This window comes from Mesorhizobium sp. B2-4-18, assembly GCF_006441385.1.
GTDB lineage: Bacteria > Pseudomonadota > Alphaproteobacteria > Rhizobiales > Rhizobiaceae > Mesorhizobium > Mesorhizobium australicum.
Map to the genome: position 1 here is coordinate 193042 of NZ_VFUW01000009.1, position 21223 is coordinate 214264.

Annotated in this window: 19 protein-coding genes and 1 pseudogene; 11 read left to right on the plus strand and 9 right to left on the minus strand. The window is 59.1% G+C overall.

Going from position 1 to position 21223, the window contains the following annotated elements; translation table 11 throughout:
- Positions 1-7: 7 nt before the first annotated feature.
- The 5 genes from FJ527_RS21895 to FJ527_RS21915 form a co-directional block, all read right to left on the minus strand.
- Positions 8-715 carry a phosphatase PAP2 family protein gene (locus FJ527_RS21895; protein WP_140620515.1) on the minus strand — a complete coding sequence of 236 codons (708 nt, stop codon included), beginning with the start codon at positions 713-715 and terminating at the stop codon, positions 8-10.
- 101 nt (positions 716-816) lie between these two features.
- Positions 817-1632, minus strand: a complete 816-nt coding sequence (locus FJ527_RS21900) for a metallophosphoesterase (protein ID WP_140620513.1) — start codon at positions 1630-1632, stop codon at positions 817-819.
- A gap of 20 nt (positions 1633-1652) precedes the next feature.
- Entirely contained in the window at positions 1653-2561 is a 909-nt protein-coding gene (locus tag FJ527_RS21905; protein WP_210241259.1) for a diacylglycerol kinase family protein, read from the minus strand.
- A gap of 99 nt (positions 2562-2660) precedes the next feature.
- Entirely contained in the window at positions 2661-2972 is a 312-nt protein-coding gene (locus FJ527_RS21910; protein WP_140620510.1) for a hypothetical protein, read from the minus strand.
- A 531-nt stretch (positions 2973-3503) separates the two neighbouring features.
- Complete coding sequence (locus FJ527_RS21915; RefSeq protein ID WP_140620508.1) at positions 3504-4574, minus strand: LacI family DNA-binding transcriptional regulator; 1071 nt, start codon at positions 4572-4574, stop codon at positions 3504-3506.
- 215 nt (positions 4575-4789) lie between these two features.
- On the opposite strand from FJ527_RS21915, the gene FJ527_RS21920 reads away from it, so the two are divergent.
- The 3 genes from FJ527_RS21920 (at position 4790) to FJ527_RS21930 (ending at position 8441) form a co-directional block, all read left to right on the plus strand.
- Positions 4790-5614 (plus strand): ABC transporter substrate-binding protein, encoded by an 825-nt coding sequence (locus tag FJ527_RS21920; protein ID WP_140620537.1) that lies wholly within the window; start codon positions 4790-4792, stop codon positions 5612-5614.
- Positions 5615-5705: 91 nt separating this feature from the next.
- Entirely contained in the window at positions 5706-7247 is a 1542-nt protein-coding gene (locus tag FJ527_RS29850) for an amino acid ABC transporter permease/ATP-binding protein (protein WP_140620506.1), read from the plus strand.
- Between the two features lie 72 nt (positions 7248-7319).
- The gene (locus FJ527_RS21930) at positions 7320-8441 is read left to right on the plus strand and encodes an FAD-binding oxidoreductase (protein ID WP_140620504.1); all 1122 of its coding nucleotides are present in this window, start codon (positions 7320-7322) and stop codon (positions 8439-8441) included.
- A 519-nt stretch (positions 8442-8960) separates the two neighbouring features.
- Here the strand turns inward: FJ527_RS21930 and FJ527_RS21935 are convergent.
- On the minus strand, positions 8961-9188 hold the full coding sequence (locus FJ527_RS21935; protein ID WP_140620502.1) for a hypothetical protein: 228 nt from the start codon (positions 9186-9188) through the stop codon (positions 8961-8963).
- A 385-nt stretch (positions 9189-9573) separates the two neighbouring features.
- On the opposite strand from FJ527_RS21935, the gene FJ527_RS21940 reads away from it, so the two are divergent.
- Positions 9574-10470: an SIR2 family protein gene (locus tag FJ527_RS21940; RefSeq protein WP_224643708.1), complete on the plus strand. Its 897-nt coding sequence runs from the start codon at positions 9574-9576 to the stop codon at positions 10468-10470.
- A gap of 26 nt (positions 10471-10496) precedes the next feature.
- Positions 10497-11684, plus strand: coding sequence for an NADH-quinone oxidoreductase subunit D (locus tag FJ527_RS21945; protein WP_140620500.1), 1188 nt, complete (start codon positions 10497-10499; stop codon positions 11682-11684).
- 30 nt (positions 11685-11714) lie between these two features.
- On the opposite strand, the gene FJ527_RS21950 is transcribed toward FJ527_RS21945, so the two are convergent.
- From FJ527_RS21950 to FJ527_RS21960, 3 genes are all read right to left on the minus strand, one after another.
- A complete protein-coding gene (locus FJ527_RS21950) occupies positions 11715-11936 on the minus strand; it encodes a hypothetical protein (RefSeq protein WP_140620498.1) in 222 nt (73 codons plus the stop codon).
- Between the two features lie 251 nt (positions 11937-12187).
- Positions 12188-13264: a hybrid-cluster NAD(P)-dependent oxidoreductase gene (locus tag FJ527_RS21955; RefSeq protein ID WP_140620496.1), complete on the minus strand. Its 1077-nt coding sequence runs from the start codon at positions 13262-13264 to the stop codon at positions 12188-12190.
- A 90-nt stretch (positions 13265-13354) separates the two neighbouring features.
- Complete coding sequence (locus tag FJ527_RS21960; protein ID WP_140620494.1) at positions 13355-14212, minus strand: LysR family transcriptional regulator; 858 nt, start codon at positions 14210-14212, stop codon at positions 13355-13357.
- Between the two features lie 131 nt (positions 14213-14343).
- Here FJ527_RS21960 and FJ527_RS21965 point away from each other — a divergent pair, with 131 nt between their 5' ends.
- The 6 genes and pseudogenes from FJ527_RS21965 (at position 14344) to FJ527_RS21990 (ending at position 21149) form a co-directional block, all read left to right on the plus strand.
- Complete coding sequence (locus tag FJ527_RS21965) at positions 14344-15426, plus strand: amidohydrolase family protein (RefSeq protein ID WP_140620492.1); 1083 nt, start codon at positions 14344-14346, stop codon at positions 15424-15426.
- A gap of 11 nt (positions 15427-15437) precedes the next feature.
- The gene (locus tag FJ527_RS21970) at positions 15438-15791 is read left to right on the plus strand and encodes a Rieske (2Fe-2S) protein (protein ID WP_140620490.1); all 354 of its coding nucleotides are present in this window, start codon (positions 15438-15440) and stop codon (positions 15789-15791) included.
- A 120-nt stretch (positions 15792-15911) separates the two neighbouring features.
- Complete coding sequence (locus tag FJ527_RS21975; protein WP_140620488.1) at positions 15912-17519, plus strand: ABC transporter substrate-binding protein; 1608 nt, start codon at positions 15912-15914, stop codon at positions 17517-17519.
- A gap of 64 nt (positions 17520-17583) precedes the next feature.
- Positions 17584-18629, plus strand: a pseudogene (locus tag FJ527_RS21980) (ABC transporter permease).
- A 65-nt stretch (positions 18630-18694) separates the two neighbouring features.
- Positions 18695-19519 (plus strand): ABC transporter permease, encoded by an 825-nt coding sequence (locus FJ527_RS21985; RefSeq protein ID WP_181166434.1) that lies wholly within the window; start codon positions 18695-18697, stop codon positions 19517-19519.
- Positions 19509-21149 (plus strand): ABC transporter ATP-binding protein, encoded by a 1641-nt coding sequence (locus tag FJ527_RS21990; RefSeq protein ID WP_140620485.1) that lies wholly within the window; start codon positions 19509-19511, stop codon positions 21147-21149. Before FJ527_RS21985 ends, FJ527_RS21990 begins: the two co-directional genes overlap by 11 nt.
- Positions 21150-21223: the final 74 nt, after the last annotated feature.

Here is a 21223-nt window from a genome sequence, read left to right on the forward strand (position 1 = left end):
GAGGGGATCAGAACGCGCGCCGCTGTTCGATAAAATGGGCCGCCGACCAGCAAAGGATTGCCCAAGCTGATCCCACGCACCATCCTGCAAGTACATCCGTGGGGTAGTGGACGCCGAGATAGATCCGGCTCAATCCGACCATGATGGTCAGGAACACCGCCAGGCCAACGAAATACCCTTTCACCCGGCGATCAGGACTTGCCCTGGCCAGCAAAGCTCCAAGCGTAAGGAAAGTGACAGCGGACAACATCGCGTGGCCGCTCGGAAAGCTGGCGGTAAATACTCTGGTGGTGTGGAAAATGTCGGGCCTCTGGCGATCAAACGCGACCTTGAGAACTGTGCTCAGGGCCTCACCACCAGCCACGGCGGCGGCGACCAGCCAGACGTATCTGCGCTTTTGCGTTATCAGCAGGTAACCTATGGCCGCCAGCGAGACAAAACCCAGGAACGCAACGCTGCCGAGGGCCGTGACGTCGCGGCCCATTTCTTCCAGCCACGGCGGGCCAATCAGATTCGTTGGATCATCGGCGCTCCGAAACGCCATAAGAACGGCGCGGTCGAATGTGCTCGTGTCACCCTCGATAACCTCCTCGGCCAGGAGGCTGAATCCGAGGACAAGGCCGCCAGCCACAAGCAATGAGGCGATCAGCCAAATAGCGTCGCTGCGAAAGCCTCGCAGAAAGCCGTTTGACGAAGAGGGCGGGTTGATTTCCATCCGTTCAAGCTAGCGAACCGATAAGTCTCGTCAATCCTTGTACCCCGCTCGCTGCCGAGGCGCCATCAAGTCAAGTCCGAACAGGTTGGGCCGCTGCTGGGTCACGCTTCGTCCAGCGCCCATCCATCTTGACCCAGACCGAACGAATACTTCGCCGAAGTGGAGAACTGTCCCGCCTGCGGCTGCCAAGCACGACATTCAAGGCGTATCCGTGGACGTTCGACGCGGATTACGTTGAACGAGTTGGCTGCGTCGCGACGGCGCGTTGAGACGGCGGTCCCTGCCTGTATGAGCAACGCTGCATATCGCGCTTTCGCATAACGAACGGTACTGAGATTGGCTTGTTGGAGGTGATGATGGCCCGACAAGATTATGTCGACGCGGCTTTTCGAGAACGCCTCCATGGCCATTTTGGCTCGTCCGACGACTCCGGTTCCGTGGCCGATTGTTCGCCCTTCGAACGGGTGATGGGTGACGACTACCCTGGTGGTCTCGTCAGCCAGGCCTCCAAACCGGGCAGTCATGGCAGCAAGCTGGCCGGCATTGATCCTGCCGTCCTTGATTGTAAAGGACCGTGCAGTGTTGATACCGACCACTGCGAGTTCGTCATCAATATAAAAAGGATCCGTATCTGCCTCGATATAGTGCTTGTATCGAGCAAGAGGCGTGAGCGTTCGCGCGAAGACGTTGAAGAGCGGTACGTCGTGATTGCCAGGCACCACAATTTGTGGGGTGGGAAGCGCATTGAGGAATTCTCGTGCTTGACGGAATTCCGCCCGGCGAGCTCGTTGGGTCAGATCACCGGATATAACCACCAAATCTGGTTCGCATGCCCAGACCTCGGCGCCAATCGCATCTACTATGCGGGTGTCCGTGGTGCCAAAATGTAGGTCGGACAGGTGCACAAGTGTTTGCAAACACAATCTCCCACCTGGGGTTACTTCGTATCCGGGTCGCGGAATGAGAGGACCTTTAGTGCCGCTGCTCGAGTTTGAAAGTGAAGCGGCATCTTCATCCTTATTGCCTCGCCGTCCACCGAAACGAGGGTCTCTCTTCTGTTCGAGGTGATCTCGATTCGGGACGGCCGAAGCAGTTCCAAGTCGCGATGCGTATCGATCAGGCCGAGAGCGATCTTGAACGGGAGCAATGCCAGTCCCAGCCACGTTCGCTGCCTGACGACATAAACGCACAGTTCTCGCGAAGACAGGCTTTTGCGGCGCCCAAAATCGCCGGCATCGTAGAAATTGTTGCCGACGAAAACGCACGGTGTCAGCACCTGGTCCGCACCGCTGTCGGCGCTGATACGCACAAGCTGCCAAGATACCGCCCTGAACGTCCTGACAAGAGCGGGACCGATTGCCGCTAGTTTCCCCGCTCCACGTCGCTTCTGTTCTGCAGAGCGTTCCGCGACAAAGAATGGATAGAGGCCGATCGACGAGTTGTTCAGGAAAACGCGACCGTTCACCTCCGCGACGTCGACGAGCACCGGGCGTCTCGCCGCGATTACATCCATCGCCGCTTCAAGTTCCAGTGGCACGCCGAGGTCCTTTGCAAAGTGATTGAGGGTGCCAAGCGGGAGAACACCCAAGGCCACCTCAGTCTCGGCGAGGACGGCCGCGGCAGAGCTGAGTGTGCCATCCCCGCCGCCGGCGACCAGAATGTTTTCACCTGACCTCGTCTGTTGGCTTACGAATTGCGAGGCGGCTTCGCTGATCTGGCCGCCCGCGACCAGTCTTACCTCTGCTTCGATTCCGCGCTTCAGCAAGCCGACATGTACGGTCGTGGCAATGTCGTCGAGTGCGGCGACCGCTCCAGCTCCATCGTTGATAAGCACTAGAACTGCCACCTCTGGCATCTCCAAAACGCCGCTCCAGTGGTCCGCCTACCACCAGCATGATTGACCCGGCTCCTTCCTTGAGGCATGGAGCCGGGGGTCCGCAGGCAGTTAGTCGTTGTCGCCGCCGTCCTGCTGAATGACCACGGGACGGTTTTGGTTATGACGGTGGACGGAATTCGTCACGGTGACGGTGTCGCGGCGGTCGTGGCGGTGGCGCCATTCATGATCACCGCTGTCATAGAACGCAATTTGGCGGAGAGGTCGGTAATGAAGACGAACTCCCTCATCATTGTATCTGATGCCGTTATGGTGATGCCGGTGATGGGCGGAGATCACCACGTCAGCCTCGGCGGCCGAAGAGATGGTTGGAGCCGCAAGGCAAAGCGCCAAGGTTCCCAGGATCAAAGTTTTCGTGTCCATATCCCTGCCTGCTGAAACCTCATCCCTTCCAGCAAGGAATGATGAACGCTCGCCTTTGTTCCGAAGCGGCGGAACCAGTCAGTTCCGGTCCAAGGGTGGCCAGAGGGCAGGTCTCCACGCCCGGACATCGTCGAGACGATTTCCTTCAGTGCTGCATAGGGCGATCGCGAAGGGCTAGCTTCAAGAGCGGTGCCGCTTGCGGGTTAACGGGAGGCGCACGGGTTGCGTACTGCCAGTCTCGCCATCCTTGTGCGACAACAGCCTCTCGGAACTGAGATGGGCGGACATGGCCGCCTGATGTGCGCTCCGACTGCACTGGGCCAAGTCACTTCTGGTTGGGGATTTGCCCGCCACGTGAATTGCTTGGTGCGGCTTTGCTCGTCACCTCTTTTGCACCAACGACTTCCATGCGGGGTCGCTACGCCACAAGCGAACGTCCGGTGAGGCCTCTAGGGCTCTTAGCCATCGGTGTCGTCGTCTCCTTGGTTCCATTCGAGGTGAAGATATGGCGCTGTGTCAACTGTGGTGGGCTCACGGATGTGGTGGACCCACCGAGCCTCGTGCGATGATCGCGGTCCGCAGGACCAGCCTTTCCGGCGGTTGGATATCGCCTTTCAGGCGGCGAATGAGCAGTTCCGCGACGCTATGGCCAAGTGCATAGACCGGCTGGTCAACGACGGTGATCGGCGGAGTTGTGACACCGGTCCAGTCCGCATCGTGAAAGGTGATCAGCGAAATGTCGTCGGGGATCTTCATGCCGCGTTGGCGGATAGTCCGCAGGATTTCCAGCGCAATGACACTGTCTGAGGCAAGGATCGCGGTGGGCCGGTCCGGCTGGGAGAGCAGTTCGCCAGTGATCCTGAGTGTCGCTTCGGAGCTCGTCGCGCCGAGCCGGACGTGGCGCTCAGGTCGATCGACGCCGGCCCCTCTGCACGTAGTGAGGAAGCCATCAATGCGCTCGCGGACCGACGACGTGTAGATTTGCCGAAGGTCAATATATTCGTTGCCCTTGGCATCGACCGCAGTGACATAGGCGATATTGCGATGACCGGCGTCTATGAGCACTCGCGTCGCCTGCATGGCGGCGTTGCGGTCGTCAACCGTGACCGTGTCGACATCCAGGTCGGGCAGGGCTCGGTCAAGCAGGGCAAGCGGCCGACCGGAACGATGGATGTCGCGCAGATGGGTGATGTCGCGTGACTCCGAGGGTGTCACGATCAGCCCGTCGACGCGCTTGCCGATCAATAGCCGTACAGCCGCCTTTTCCGCTTCGATCTTCTCGCCGGAGTTCGCCAAAATGACGTTGAAACCGGCGCCTTTGGCCGCATCGCTGATGCCTCGCACGGCCAGACTGAAGAACGGATTTTCGATGTCGCCGACGACCACCCCGATGATGCCCGATCTTCCGGTCGTCATGCTGCGGGCGAGTTCGTTCGGCCGATAATCCAGGGCCTTGGCGGCCGCCGTGACGCTCTCACGGACCGTGTCGCTGACCACCCCATACCCGCCCAGCACGCGCGCGGCCGTCGCTTTTGAGACATTTGCCGCTCGCGCTACATCGGCGACCGTTTTGGGTCTGGCTCTAAATGGGACTTTCGTCATCGTACGAACGACTACAAGAAATGTTGACGGGAGGTCAATCGGGCGATAGCTTTACGATTGAGACCGGTCTCATAACATGGAAACCGGTCTCTTTTGCGGTACGTCCGCAGGGACCTCGCAGCCGCGGATGACGAGTCGGCCGAGAGGCGGCCCAAGTCAATACCAAGAACAACTGACCTTCAGAGTGGAGAGAAGACGTGAGCAGGTTTGGAATTATGAAATGGCTAATAGCGCCGGTCCGGGCTGGCGGAGTGGCTCTTGCAATTGCGTGCGTCGCTGCCGCTTTCGTTTCGCAGGCCAGTGCGGCGCAAGACAATCCCTACGGGCTTATCGACGCCAAGGTCATCAGCGTCGGCACAATGGGTGATGCGAAGCCTTACGCCTTTACCCAGGCCGATGGCACTTTCACAGGTTTCGACATTGAACTGTTCCGGAATGTCGCGAGCCGGCTAGGTTTCAAGTCCGATCAGGTGATCTTCACCGGTCAGGAATTCTCGGCCCTGATGCCGTCGGTCGCCAATGGGCGCTTCGACGTCGCGGTGGCCGCAATCGGCACCACGGAAGCGCGTAAGAAGACGGTCGATTTTTCGGACGGCTATCTCGCCGGGTACCTGTCGGTGCTGACTGCGGACAAGACGATCACATCGGCTGACGGGCTCAAGGGCAAGCGTCTTGGCGTCGTGCAGGGCACGCTGCAGGAAATCTACGCAGCAAAAAATTTTGCTGGAACTGATCTGGTCAAATTTCCGGACAACAACTCGGCCGTCTCAGCGCTCAACAACGGCACCGTCGACGCTCATTTTCTCGATTATGAGGCGGCCAAGGACTATGGCAAGCGCTACCCGGAGCTGAAGATTGCGGTCAATGTTCCGTCGTTCGATGCGCCTGCGGGCTTCGTCATTCGCAAGGGCAACGACAAGCTGCGTACTGCACTGAACACTGCCCTGCATGCAGCCATGCAGGACGGCACCTGGAAGACTCTCTATGAAAAGTGGTTCCCCGGTTCGCCGATGCCCGATCAATATCTCCCCAAGATGTGAACACCCCAGCCGGCGGCCAAGGGCCGGCGGCTGGAAACCTCGCTGGCCGCACTTCGATGAGCTCCCACCCGCGCAATGAGAAGGGGACCGAATGAACTGGCTTGAAAATCTGCGTCGCAGTTTTCTCGACTGGCAAGCCATGGCCGACGTGCTGCCCAGCATGATCACCATCGGACTGAAAAACACATTCGTGCTTGCGGCCGCTTCGACGGTGCTCGGCGTCGCAATAGGCATGGTCCTGGCGATCATGGGCATTTCCCAATCGCGTTGGCTGCGCATTCCCGCCCGGATCTATACGGATGTCTTCCGCGGGCTTCCGGCGATCGTCACAATCCTGCTGATCGGCCAGGGCTTCGCCCGCATAGGCCGTGAAATCTTCGGGCCTTCGCCTTATCCGCTTGGCATTCTTGCACTCAGCCTGATCGCCGGCGCCTATATCGGCGAGATCTTCCGGTCGGGCATACAGAGCGTCGAACGCGGCCAGATGGAAGCCTGCAGGGCGCTCAGCATGAGCTACGGCCAAGGCATGCGCCTGATCGTGGTCCCGCAAGGCATCCGCCGCGTCCTGCCGGCCCTGGTCAACCAGTTCATAGGCAATGTCAAAGATTCGAGCCTGGTTTATTTCCTCGGCCTGCTCACATCGGAGCGCGAAATTTTCCGTGTCGGCCAGGACCAGGCGGTAGTGACCGGAAATCTGTCGCCTTTGCTGCTGGCGGGCGTATTTTATCTCGTCATCACCGTGCCCTTGACCCATGTGGTCAATCACATCGACAACCGGCTAAGAACTGGAAAGCAAAAAGCTGGCGTGGTCACAAGCGGCCTGGCCGAGGTGAGCGAACTGGAGAGCGCCACCTGCAGCCCATCGCCGGAGGTAGGTTCCGACTCTCATTCGGCGCATCCTCGGTTCAAGGGCGGCAGTCTCGCCGTCAGCAAGCTGGATATGGCCTATGGCGAGCTCGACGTCCTCAGGAGCGTTAGCCTGATGGTCAAGGCGGGTACGGTCACCTGCATCATCGGACCCTCGGGTTCGGGCAAGTCGACCCTGTTGCGTTGCCTCAATCGTCTGGTCGAACCCAAGGGCGGCGACGTGTTGCTCGACGGAGCGAGCATTTTGGCGATGAAACCCGAGAAGCTGCGGCGGCGCGTCGGCATGGTGTTTCAGCAGTTCAATCTCTTTCCGGATCATACCGCCCTTGAAAACGTCATGCTGTCTTTGACCAAGGTCAAGGGCATCCCGGTGCAGGAAGCCTCGCGCATCGCCGAGGCGCGTCTTGCCGATGTCGGCCTTGCCGCACGCAAACACCATCGCCCTGGCAGTCTTTCGGGTGGTCAGCAGCAGCGTGTGGCAATCGCCCGCGCCCTTGCGATGGATCCGGAGGTTATTCTGTTTGACGAAGTGACCAGCGCCCTCGATCCAGAGCTGGTCAAAGGCGTCCTCGATCTGATGGCGGACCTCGGCCAGCGCGGCATGACGATGGTCGTAGTCACTCATGAAATGGGCTTTGCCCGCAAAGTTGCGGACCAGGTCGTTTTCATGGACGAAGGCCGCGTCATTGAGTCCGGCACACCCGCAGCGATTTTCGACACCCCCAAGAGCACGCGTCTAAAGCGCTTCCTGGCCGAAGTGCTTTGATCCGAAGCCGAAGAGACCAGGACGACCCGATTCCGCTCACACGATTCATTATCTACAGCGAAAGAACATTCCATGGCTACACACGCGGTCTCAAAAGTTGTTGTTGTCGGGGGCGGCATTTTTGGTGTCTCGTCCGCCGTTCATCTGTCGCGGCTCGGCGTCGAAACTATCCTCATCAACGACGGACCGCTGGCCAGTGGGGCGTCCGGACGCTCGCTTTCCTGGCTCAACTCCGCACGCAAGCGCTCGGCTGAATATCATCAGCTGCGCATGATCGGCATCGACCGGTACAGAACCTTGTCGGCAAAGTACCCGGATGCTGCCTGGCTGCGCTTCGACGGTGGTTTGACCTGGGATGCGGACGACGCCTCGAACGAGATCATGGAAGCTTTGGCACATGAAAAGAGCCTTGGATATGACGCACGCCATTTGCTCGCAGGCGACATTCCTTCGGCTACACCGGGCATCGCGGCAAGCGCGGTCACGCGCCAGGGTGCGATCTTCAATCCGGGCGAAGGCTGGGTCGATCTTCCGTCGTTGATCAAATTGCTGGTTGGGGAATTCGTGGAGCGGGGCGGTCAGCTCGTTACCGACGCGGGGCGCGCAACCGTGACGCTCGCCGCCGGGCGCGCCAATGGCGTCGCGACGGAGATGGGCGCCACTTTTGCTGCCGATGCGGTTCTCTTGGCAACGGGGAGTGACGTGCCGCGCTCGGTGGCGCAAACCGGGCAGCATATCGCGGACGCAACGCCGATCGCTTTACTGGTCAGGACCAAGCCTGTCGCCCTTCCACTTCGGGCAGTGCTCAACACGCCGCGGGTCGCTGTTCGCCCGACGCCGGACGGAGCTCTCGTTCTTGATTCCGCATGGTCCGAAGAAGAGGTACTCGTAAATTCCGACGGCACGTATGGCGTCAAGGCTTCGACCCTCCAGGGGCTTCTCGACGAAGCCTCGAAGGTGCTCGAGGGCAATCCGAAGCTGGAGTTGGAGAGCTACGGGGTCGGTCCCAAGCCGATCCCGGGCGATGGGGAGCCGGTATTTGGTCGGCTGAAGGACTCTGAGGGATATTACGTTGCCTTCAGTCACAGCGGCGCGACGCTCGGGCTGATCGCGGGCGAACTGCTTGCAGGCGAGATTGCCACGGGAAACGAACATCCCTTGTTGGCCAAATTCCGCCCAACCCGGTTCGGGTGAGGAAGCGTCGAATATGCTATCGACTGTCAACTCTTGGGCTGACGGCGCACAAATGTTACTTCGCAACGATCTGCGAAAGCATAATCAGACCTGATGAGGCTAATGCCCGAGCCTGCAGCTCCATCATGGTAAGACCCGGATGCCCGCCGGGGGCTCTAAGGTCGTAACCCGGGAACAAGCTGGACCGTCCTGCGTTGGACAGCCAATGGAACAGCTTGGATCAGATTTGGCGGCGCTGGCGCAACCTGGCTACTGGGTGGCTATGGTGTTTTTGTTCGTCCCTTACGCAATCGGCGTGTTGTTGCTGATCAGGTCGTGCCACTGCCTTTGACTTGATCCGCCAGCGTTGCGCTGCAGAGCGCCACGGCAATAGGCAACTGCGCGACTGACCGAGTTTGCGAACGGCCACGTAGTGTGACGAGCAGTCCGGGGTCGTCGTGAAGAGCTATCCGTGCCGGGCCCCAGTTACAGCCTGTTGAGTCCCTGCCGTGGTGGTCGAGCTACCTGCGTCTATCGGCACTATGCCGCCTGTGCAGGCTCATTGAGGTCGAACTCGACAACCTGTCCTCGGTCGATCGCAGCTCTGGCGATAAGCGTTGCCAATTCACGATCAGAAACGAGGTTTTCGCGGAAAACTGTCCGTATCGCCACCACGGCCGCCGATACTGACAGCGGCCAAGGTTTGCCTCTCCTGCAGTCAATATAGTGCTGAACAAGGTAGTCCAGATCGCGGCGCTTTTGGCTCATCTCGGCCTCCATCCTTGGTGAATGTACAGGAATGAGGCTCGCCCGCACTTAGATTTGTTAAAGGCCGCCAATTTGTTTTGGTCAAGGACAATTCAGCCCAGGTGCTGGCCAAGAAAAAGGCCGATCGTCTGACGGAAGCCTCACGCCCCGGCTGCTTCCGTTGTCCCCTTCGGTAGGTGGTTGTCGGGGAACGGCCGCCCTGGTCTCTCAAGTGGTCATCAAACGCGACGGCACTCACGGCAAGTTTCGGACCGCGTCGCTGGAACACAGCGTGGCTCTCTTGGTTTGGTCGCCAACGATTGCCAGTGACGCGTGAGAGAACCTCAATGCCCTTTGCGATGGCCGCAACTGTTTGGAGCGCCTCATCCAGCACCGGCACCTGTCCATGAGCGATGGTCTCGCATCACTGGCAAAAGCTATCGGCCGCGGTAGTGCGATCCTATTCGTCGGGGCGGGTGTCTCGATCAGCGTTGGGCTTCCGTCTTGGGAGAAACTGATCGAGCAGATGGCAAAAGAACTTGGGATCGACGACGAGTTTTCGATGCGACGCGAACGTTTTCAAACTCTAGCCGAGTACTATCGGATACGGCATGGCAGCATCGGACCGCTGCGCAGTTGGATGGACAGAAACTGGTCGGTCGCCAAGGACCGGATCGAAAAATCGGAGTTGCATCGCCTCATCGTGATGCTCAATTTTCCCATCATCTATACCACGAATTACGACCGGAATCTGGAACTGGCGTTCGAAATATACGGTCGGCGATACGTCAAGGTGGCCAATGCACGCGATGTAGCGCAAGCCCGCCAGGGGGTTACCCACATCGTCAAGTTCCATGGCGACTTCGATGAGGATTCTTCTCTTGTCCTGACCGAAACGGATTATCTCGACCGGCTTTCCTTCAATTCCCCACTCGATGTGCGGTTTCGTTCCGATGCACTTGGCAGCACGATCCTCTTCATAGGCTATAGCCTCTCCGACCCGAACATCCGGTTGCTGTTGCATCGCCTGTGGCAAACCTGGCATCGATCCGGGTATGAAAAAGATCGCCCTCCTTCTTTCATCTTCATGACCAGCCGAAACCCTGTGGAGGAGGCGGTGCTTGGGCGTTGGGGTATTTCAGTGGTCGTCGGCGAACTCGATGATCCGCAAGCTGCTCTGGTGAATTTCCTCAGTCAATTGGCCGAAGCGGTTGGGCATGAGCCGGAGTTTGGACTGGCGAATTCTGGTGGAACAATGCCGACCGGGCGCACGGATGGAACGTCGGGCTCGGAAGGAAGTTAGGCGGGCCTTCTCGAAGGAGCCGCTAGATGGCAGAGAATTCCGTCCGAAATTTCAACATCAATTTCGGTCCCCAGCATCCTGCGGCGCACGGCGTGCTACGGCTGGTTCTCGAGCTCGACGGCGAGGTCGTCGATCGTGTCGATCCTCATATCGGCCTGCTTCATCGCGGCACCGAGAAACTGATCGAAACCAAGACTTATCTCCAGGCGCTGCCATATTTCGATCGTCTGGATTACGTGGCACCGATGAGCCAGGAACATGCCTGGTGCCTTGCAATCGAGAAACTAATGGGTCTAGCCGTGCCGCGGCGTGGCCAGCTGATCAGGGTTCTGTTCAGCGAGATCTCGCGGATCCTTTCTCATCTGCTCAACGTCACCACCCAAGCCATGGACGTGGGAGCACTGACCCCGCCCTTGTGGGGGTTTGTCGAACGCGAGAAACTGATGGTCTTCTACGAGCGGGCCAGCGGCTCTCGTATGCATGCCGCGTATTTTCGTCCCGGCGGCGTGCATCAGGATCTGCCGCCAGACTTGATCACGGACATCGGCAATTGGATCGACCCGTTCCGCAAAACCGTGGACGACCTGGACAGGCTGCTAACGGACAACCGCATCTTCAAACTTCGTAACGTGGACATCGGTCAGATCTCGCAAAGTGACGCCTGGGCGTGGGGTTTTTCAGGGGTGATGGTGCGGGGATCAGGTGCCGCCTGGGACTTGCGAAAGTCCCAGCCATACGAGTGCTATGCCGAGATGGACTTCGATATACCCGTCGGCAGGAACGGCGATTGTTTCGACCGGTATCTGGTGCGTATGGAGGAGATGCGCCAGTCGGCCAAGATCATGCGGCAGTGTGTCGACCTGCTGGTAAGCGAGGGACCTGGGCCGGTTTCGAATACCGACGGCAAGGTCGTCCCGCCCAGACGTGCGGCCATGAAGCGTTCGATGGAGGCTTTGATTCATCATTTCAAGCTCTATACTGAGGGCTTTCGTGTGCCTGCCGGCGAGGTCTACGCGGCGGTGGAAGCGCCGAAGGGGGAGTTTGGCGTCTACCTCGTGGCCGACGGCACGAACAAGCCGTACCGATGCAAGCTGCGTCCTCCGAGCTTCGCTCATCTGCAGGCAATGGACCTGCTCTGCCGTGGCCATATGTTAGCCGACGTCACCGCCATACTAGGTTCATTGGACATTGTTTTGGGCGACGTGGATCGATAGCCCTGCGAAGCCGCCCAGCCCAGCCGATAGCTAGCCGCCGTTCTCTTTATTGGCTCTTCCGCCGGCCGGCAACAGTTCATCTCCATGCTCGGTCGTCGGCGTATGGAACTCGGATGCGGCCTGATCGTCGAGCAAGGCGAGCCGGACAGCTTCTTCGGGAATCCCCAGCATACGCGGATCAAGCTCGCGGTGTTCTTCATCCTGGGCGTTTCCGAGCCAGCTTTTGAAAGCACTGACACAAACTTTGCCCAAGCCGCAGCCGGCGAGTTGGTGTGTCCGAGACACTCACTTTCTTATACTTTCCCTGGACATTCGGGGGGTGGCACAGCATTCATTTGCTGTCGCATGTGAGGGTGAATTGGATATCTTTGGGGGCCTCGAGGTTTTGATAGACGTGCCCAATGCGGCAGAGGTGGAGCACGTGCGAGCTGCTAGCACAGCTAAGCAAATCGCAAACCGCCTGCTTGCAGCCAGCTAGGACCCGTTCGGAACCTTAGCCGAAGTCAAAGATCGAGTGTAACAGGGCCTTTCGCGCGGCTGCAGCAGGCCAGAACCAAGCCCGCTGAGATTTCTTCGGAGGTGAGTCCGCCGAGATCCTGCATGGTGACTTCGCCAGAGAGCTTGGCTATTCGGCACGTGCCGCAAATTCCCTGTTGGCAGCCGCTGGGAACATAGACGCCACAGTTGCGCGCCGCCTCCAGCAGGGTCTCCCCGGGAGCGCAACGATGGTCCAATCTCGAACGTGCGAAGTGGACCGAGGACGAGACAGCAGATGCTACGTCCGCAGTAACACCGCCCAGGCTGCGCCCGAAGCTCTCCTCATGATACCCCCGTGGATCAACACCCGCCTGGCCAAGACCGTCTCGCAACGCGTTCATATACTGTTCGGGGCCGCACGCGTAGACCGTGCGCTCGCCAAGATCGGGGACCAGGCGCCGGAGCATGGGGCCGTCTATGCGGCCCGTCGGTCCTGCCCATGAGGGGTCTGCCCGGGAACAGACGCATGTCACCCGTAGGTTACGAAACCGGGCAGCGAGTGCATCGAGTTCCAACCTGAAGATGAGATCTCGCGGCGAGCGCGCGCTGTAGATGAGGCGCAGGTCGAGATCGGACGCTCTGTCCGTCAAGGTGCGCAGCATCGACATAAGAGGCGTGATCCCGCTGCCTCCCGCAAGAAAGAGAGGCTTGTCGCTGTTGAAGCCGTCGAGTTTGAACGACCCCAGTGGGCCTTCGACGTTGACTTCGTCGCCCGCTCGCAGGTTCTCGTGGAGCCAATTGGAAACGAGCCCGCCTGGTGTCCGCTTGACCGTGATGTGCAAATCGAGCGGTCGAGTAGGTGGCGACGAAACGGAATAGGAACGGGTCACCGCAACGCCCCCGATTGTGAGGTGGAGGACAATGTATTGCCCCGCGTTGAAGCAGAACATGTGGTCTGATGCAGACGTGAAGACAAATGTCTTCACGTCGTGCGTCTCGTCGATGACCCTGCGGCAGAGGATCGCCTGTGACGAATCGTCGGCCCATTGCCGCTGCCGCATCGTTGCGAAGTCGAAAGCCGAAAAGGAAGTGTGTGCGTTCATGGTCGGGCTCTTCAGTGAGCCCCCAACATGGCAGCGGGACCGTTTCGGGAACAGTGGGTTGAACCCCTGTCTTCAATCGGGAATTTCGATTTAGCTCTCGAGCGACATCACCGCGAGCTGGAGCGCACGAAGCCCCTTTCGAATAATCGGTTCGTGTTTGCGCCGCGCGAGCATAGCCGTGTGGACAGGCTGATAAAGCGTCGGTGCGTCCTCGACCAGGAAGGAAGGGCACTCGGCCGTAAACCTGCGGGCATCGTCGTTGCGCATGTAACAACTCCCCCCAGTTCGCCGCAGCATCGCTTCTGCCAGGCTTTCGGATCCCATGGAGAGACGCGAGATTGCGAGGGAGGGGATAAGCTCGGAATGCGTTTTCTCGAGTACGACGGTGTAGCCCGGCCGAATGTAGCTGTCGGGATTGACCTGCGACATTGTCCTGGCGAAGGTCGACACCATCACATATTCCTCGACCATCAGATGCTCGTAAGCAATCTCGGGAAGATAGCGGGGTGCGTAGAGCACGGCTATATCCAGATTCCCCATGCTCAGATCTGTCACCATCTGGTTGGAATAGTCGGATTCCACATGGATCGAGGCTGTGGGAAGGGCCCGACAGAGCGCCTCCACCCACCCAGGCAGCACTGAGCGTGTCATGCCAACCTGCGCTGCCACGCGCAGGGTTCCTTCGAACCGGTTGAAGGCCCGCACGTCATGGCGCGCTTGCGACCAAGTCGACAGCATCGCCCGCGCGTAGGCTTCGAAACGTCGCCCCGCCGCTGTCGGTTCAGCACCGGCGCGACCACGATGGAAAAGCTCCGACCCTACAGCGCTTTCGAGACTCTTGATCCGGCTGCTGACGGTCGACTGCGTAATGTTCAGCCGGTCGGCAGTCCGGTTGAAGTTCCGCGATTCGATGATGTCGAGGAACGTCTCAATGTGGTCCAGCTGCACGCACTAACCCTCAATCGAAAAACCCGATCATTACCCAGAGATCATTGGCTTGATCCGGCATTTGTCAAGGCGGAAGCTAAAGAGACTAACGGCCAGCAGAACGCGGTCTGCAAAGAGGGAGCGAAGCTAAAGTGTTCATCGTTGACTGCGATTGCCACAACTACTGGTCCAGCGCCACGGTGCTCGAGCCCTACCTCTCGGGCGTCTGGAAGGACATGTTCATAGAGGGCGAAAAGACCGGCCCTAGAGGATCCTTCCCGCATGGCCATCGGCCCTGGTTCCATCCGCAAGATTTCTCGCGAAAGGACGTGCGGCCCGAGACCGAAGCCGACAACTACCGGATGATGAAAGAAAAGCATCTCGACAAATACAATGTCGGCGTGGCGATTCTCACCGGTGACGAGCCGATTGAAGCCTCGACGCTGGCCAACCCCTATTATGCCAGTGCGCTGGTCAGTGCTTACAATGACTATCAGGTCGCGGAGTGGTTGCCGAAGGACAACCGCTTCATGGGTTCGATTATCATCGCGCCTCAGGATCCGAAGCAGGCGGCGGCCGAGATCCGTCGGCTCGGCAGCCACCCGCGCATGGTCCAGGTTCTGGCCTCCCAAGGCTCTGTGCGGCCGTACGGCGATCCCTTCTACCACCCGATCTACGAAGCCTGCGCGGAAATGGGATTGCCCTTCGCCATCCACCTCGGCGGCCATGGGGGAATCAACTGGAACGCCATCGCGCCTGCCCCCACGACATTCTTCTGGGAGACACACGCCATCCTGCACATGTCGGCGATCAGCCATGTCGCCAGCATGATTGCGCATGGAGTCTTCGAAAAATGGCCGGAACTCTATTTCGTTGTGGTCGAATGCGGCGTGGCCTGGGTGCCGACGGTGCTGTGGCGCCTCGACGCCGATTACAAGGCGCTTCGCAAGGAGACGCCTTGGCTGAAGATGCTGCCGTCCGAGTACTGCCGCCGAAATATTCGGTTTTCCACACAGCCCCTGGAGCAGCCGGCGAATGTGCAGCATCTCTGGTCCATTCTGGAAGCAATGGACGGTGAAAACACGCTTATGTTTGCGTCAGACTATCCGCATTGGGACTACGACGACGCCAACACGCTGCACATTCCTCCCGCTTGGAGGACGAAGGTGATGGGTCAAAATGCACTCGACGTTTACAAGCGCATTTCCCCCATCCTGACCGCGAATGCTGCCTGACGGAGCAGAACATGGCCGAGAAAATCTTCATCTGTCGCGTCGACGAGATCGAAACGGGCACACCCGTAATCGCAAAGGTCCGCAGCCTTTCGGTGGGCGTGTTTCGCATCGGAGAGACTTTCCACGCGCTACTCAATATCTGTCCGCATCGCGGGGCGCCGCTGTGTGAGGGCCCGCAATGCGGAACCACTGCGCCGGTCGACGAAGCGCGCTTCGTCTATCACCGGGAAAACGAGATCGTACGCTGCGCCTGGCATGGCTGGGAGTTTGACATCAAAACGGGTTCGGCGCTGGTCGATTCCACCGTGCGTGCACGAACGTTCCCCGTCATGGTCGAGGACGGCAACATCTATGTGACTGCCTGATCGGGCAAGAGCGGAAGGCACAGGAAGGAACACAAAAGACGAAGACAGGGCACTTACGCATTGCGTGCTCGACGACGGTTGGAAAAAGAACGCGGAAAATCCGCAAATGGGAGAACGGCAATGTCGGAATCAGAGTACAAACTGCGCATCGCGAAAGGTCTTGTCGGGAGCGGCAAGGTTTCGCGGCGTGAGTTCATCCATCTAGGATTGGCGGCAGGTCTGGCCATCGCAGCCGCAGATCAGCTCTTTGTCACTGCGGCACGAGCAGAACCGCAAAAAGGAGGCTTCGCAAAGCTCGGCATGGCCCACGGGGCGACTACTGATTCCGTAGATCCGGCCGGCTATCCCGATACCTTCTCCCAAACTGCTTTTTCGGGTGCAATGTCCAACGGCCTCACGGAGGTCGACGCTAAGGGTGGCGTACAGCCGGATCTTGCAGAAAGCTTCGAAGCATCCAACGGCGCCAAGACCTGGGTCTTTAAGCTGCGCAAGGGCACGACCTTCCACAATGGCAAAAGCGTGACGGCAGACGATGTCGTGGCCTCCATGCGGTATCACATGGGTGCCGACACCAAATCGGCCGCGAAGTCTCTGCTTGCCTCCGTCAAGGACGTCAGGGCCGACGGCCCACAAACGGTTGTCTTCACGCTCGACAGCGGCAACGCCGATTTCCCCTACATCATGAGCGATTATCATCTCGTGATCATGCCGAGCGTTGACGGGAAAGCGGATTGGGCTTCGGGCGCACGCACGGGCGCATTCGTGCTCGAGAACTTCCAACCGGGCGTTTCGGCCAAGCTCAAGCGCAATCCAAACTACTTCAAGAACGGAAGGCCCTACCTGGACGAGGTGGAGTTCATCGCAATCACCGACTTGGCCGCACGCATGGCTGCGCTCTCGACCGGGGAGGTGGACTATATCGGCCGCGCCGATCTGAAGACACTCGGCATGTTGAAGCGAAATCCCAAAATCGACATCATCGAGATCACCGGCTACGGGCATTATACGCTGCCGATGAACGTCACCATGGCGCCTTTCGATAATCCGGATGTGCGCACGGCGTTGAAATGGGCGATCAACCGTCAAGAGATCGCCGACAAGATTTTCCTTGGGCATGCCACCGTTGCCAATGACAGTCCCATCGCGCCGGCGATCAAGTTCTACAAGAACCCGGAGCCGCAACACAGTTTCGATCCCGAGAAATCGCGCCATTATCTGAAGAAGGCGGGGATGGAGAAGCTGAAAATCGATCTTTCGGTCGCAGATGCCGCTTTCGCAGGTGCGGTAGACGCGGCCGCACTCATTCGCGAGACGGCCGCACAGTGCGGCATCGACGTCAACGTGGTGCGCGAGGCCGAAGACGCCTATTGGGACAACATCTGGCTGAAGAAGCCTTGGTGCGCATCCTACTGGAGTGGTCGCGCGACGGCCGACTGGATGTTCACGCAGGCCTTCGCAGCGGAATCCAGTTGGAACGAGTCGTTCTGGAAAAACCCGCGCTTCAATGAGTTGCTCGTAAAGGCACGAGCTGAAACCGACGAAGCCAAGCGTGCCGCCATGTACGCCGAAATGCAGCAGCTGACCCATGACGATGGTGGCAGCATAGTGCTGGTGTTCAACAACTTCGTCAGCGCCAAATCGAAGAAACTAGCCCATGGCGACGTGGCGCCGAATTGGGAGAATGACGGACTGAAGATGGCCGAGCGCTGGTGGATGGCACAGGCATAAGATGTTCGCCAAGCACGCCGTCCGCAATGGACGGCGGGCTTTTGGGAAAGCGCGCAGCATGCGTATGAATCCGGTTTTAAAAACGGTCCTGCAACGGTTGGGTCTCGGCCTGATTACGCTGTTCATCGTCTCGATTATTATCTTTTCGGCGATCACGATGCTGCCCGGCAACTTTGCGAAGGCGATGCTTGGTCAATCAGCTACACCCGAAACCGTAGCGGCTTTTCAGCACGAGGTGGGCCTCGATCGCCCGCCGGTCGAACGCTACTTCAGCTGGATGGGCAAGATGGCACGAGGGGATCTCGGGTCGTCCTTCGCCAGTCGAACCGGCTACCGACGCACGGTCGTGGAGATTATCGCACCGCGTTTATACAACACCATGTTTCTGGCCGTCATGACGGCGCTCATCGCGGTGCCGCTGGCATTGGGATTGGGTATTCTTGCGGCCCTCTACCGCAACAGCTGGTTCGATCGGCTTGTAAACACGGTGACACTCACGACAATTTCGTTCCCTGAGTTCTTCGTCGCCTACATGCTCGCTTTCCTGATCATCTCCCGCGATACGTTCGCGGGCACGCAGTTCGCGCAGTCGCTGCCCTTATGGCTTGCGGCTTCGATCAACTGGACCTTGAACGTCGTACCGAAGTTCCCGACCTTGGCGAATATAAACGATCAGACGCCGTTTTGGGAGCACGTCTGGCGCGCAGCCCTGCCGTCGATCACGCTTACACTCGTCATCGTCGCTCACATGATGCGCATGACGCGCGCGGCGATCATCAACATGCTTTCAAGCCCCTATATCGACATGGCTCGGTTGAAGGGAATGACGCCAATGGTGGTCGTGCTTCGGCACGCTTTGCCAAACGCCTGGGCTCCGATCGTGACCGTTGTCGCCTCAATCTTGCCTATCTCATCGTCGGCGTCGTGGTTGTCGAGGTTGTATTCGTCTACCCTGGCGTCGGCCAACTGATGGTCGATGCCGTGAAATCAAGAGACGTACCCGTCGTGCAGGCCTGCGCCCTCGTCTTCGCCGCAACCTACATCTTGCTCAACCTGATCGCCGACATCATTTCGATCGCTACCAACCCGAGGCTGTTGCACCCGCGATGACAAGCGCGGAGCCCGTCATCCAGCCCCCCAGGGCGCCCAGGATAAGGCGCACACGCCGATCTCGCATGACGACATCGCTGAAGAAGGCCCCGCTCAGTGCCTGGTTCGGTATGGGGGTAACCCTCTGCTACGTTCTCGTCGCCCTTTTTGCGCCACTGATCGCACCGTACCGGGAAACGCAGGTCTTTAGCGAGGCGTTCGCGCCCTGGAGTCACGAGTTCATGTTCGGCACCGACCAACTCGGTCGCGACATGCTCACTCGACTGATCTACGGAGCCCGCAACACGATCGGCATCGCCTTCGCGACAACCGTCATATCCTTTGCAGCCGGTGTGACACTCGGGCTTCTGGCGGCAATGTACCGAGGGTGGCTAGATCAGATCTTGTCGCGCGCTGTGGATGTGTTGATGTCGATCCCCAGCCTGATTTTCGCGCTGATGCTCCTCTCCATATTCGGTTCGTCGATACCCAGCCTTATATTGATCATAGCGCTGCTCGATTCCACCCGCGTGTTCCGTTTGGCGCGAGCCGTCGGGCTCAACGTGGCGGTGATGGAGTATGTTGAGGTCGCGCGATTGCGCGGCGAAGGTGCAGCATGGCTCCTGCGCAAGGAAATCCTGCCCAACATTCTGCCGCCGCTCATCGCGGAATTTGGTCTGCGATTCTGCTTTGTGTTTCTGACGATTGCAGCCTTGTCGTTCCTGGGGGTGGGCATACAGCCGCCGTCGGCGGATTGGGGGTCGATGGTGCGGGAAAACGCCACGCTGATCACTTATGGTGATGTCACTCCGCTACTGCCGGCCGGCGCCATTGCGCTCCTCACAGTAGCGGTGAACTTTGTCGTGGACTGGTTTTTGCATTCGACGAGCGGACTGCGTGATGAAAACTAGCCGTGCCGCCCTGCGCGAAAAGGGAACAGATCTGCTCGAGGTCCGGGATCTTCACGTTGAAGGCTTCTCCGACGAGCGCTGGCACCCGATCGTGCGCGGCGTGGATCTCTCGCTTAAACGCGGAGAAGTGCTCGGGCTGATTGGCGAATCCGGCGCCGGAAAATCGACCATAGGCCTTGCCGCAATGGGGTATGCAAAGCCGGGCTGCCGTATTAGCCGAGGCGCGGTGCTTTTCGACGGTGCCGATCTTTTGTCAATGAGCGAAGCCCGTCGTCGGCGGCTTCGGGGCTCCCGCATTGCTTATGTTGCGCAAAGCGCCGCCGCCTGGTTCAACCCTGCTCACCGGCTCCTCGACCAGACGGTTGAAACGGCAGTTGCGCACGGGATCGCCAGCCGAGAGAAAGCTAATCGCGATGCCGTGGAGCTTTATCGGCGCCTCCAACTCCCACAGCCTGAGACCATTGGTTTTCGGTATCCGCATCAGGTATCAGGCGGCCAGCTACAGCGAGCCATGACGGCAATGGCCATGGCCTGCCGCCCCGACCTGATCGTGTTCGATGAACCGACAACTGCGCTGGATGTGACCACCCAAGTCGAGGTCCTTGCGTCGATCCGCAGGATTGTTGAGGAATTTAACACAGCAGCGATATATGTGACTCACGATCTGGCCGTGGTGGCGCAGATGGCGGACCGGATTATGGTCTTGCGGCACGGACAAACGGTTGAGGAAGCCGATACGCGGCAGATACTTACGGCTCCCACCCAGGAATACACTCGGACGCTTTGGGCAGTGCGCAAGCTTGCGAAGCCCGAGATTCGGACCGAGGACCATTTACTGACCATCGACAATGTTACCGCCGCTTATGCCGGAAGGGTCAAGGTGCTGGTGGATGTGTCGATCAAGGTTCCGCGCGGCCGAACGGTCGCAGTGGTCGGCGAATCAGGGTCGGGGAAATCGACCCTCGCCCGCGTCGTCACGGGTCTCTTGCCTGCCTTGTCTGGATCGATGTCCTTTGATGGCAAGCCGCTCACCCTCTCGTTGAAACGCCGCTCGAAAGACCTGCTGCGCCGTATCCAGATGATCTATCAGTCGCCGGATAGCGCGCTTAACCCCCGCCAGACGGTCGAGGAGATAATCGCACGCCCGCTTGAGTTCTATTTGGGCGTTAAGGGGCAGCAGCGCGACCGGCGGGTCGGCGAGCTCATGCACATGATCGAGATGGACGAAAGCTTCCTCGACCGGCTGCCCGGTGAATTGTCGGGTGGCCAGAAGCAGCGGATCTGCATCGCCCGCGCGCTCGCCGCGAACCCAGAACTTATTATTTGTGACGAGGTGACCTCGGCACTCGATCAGATTGTGCAGGAAGAGATCTTGAAGCTCCTGATGCGCTTGCAGCACGAACTCGGCATTAGCTACATCTTCATTACGCACGATATCGCAACGGTAAGAGCAATTGCCGACGAGGTCGTGGTTATGCACCAGGGGCAGGTGGTGGAGCAGGGTTGGAAAACCGAGGTACTCGCGCCACCCCACGCAGCCTACACCGAACTGCTTCTCTCCTCGGTGCCGCAGATGGATCCAGACTGGCTCACGGGCCTGCTTGCTCGACGGAAACCAATTTGCAGCTAATCCCGCCGCCACCGGCACCCCGTGTTTCGGCAAAGATGCTCGTAGGCCGCCGGCTCACGCCTGCGCACTTTTTT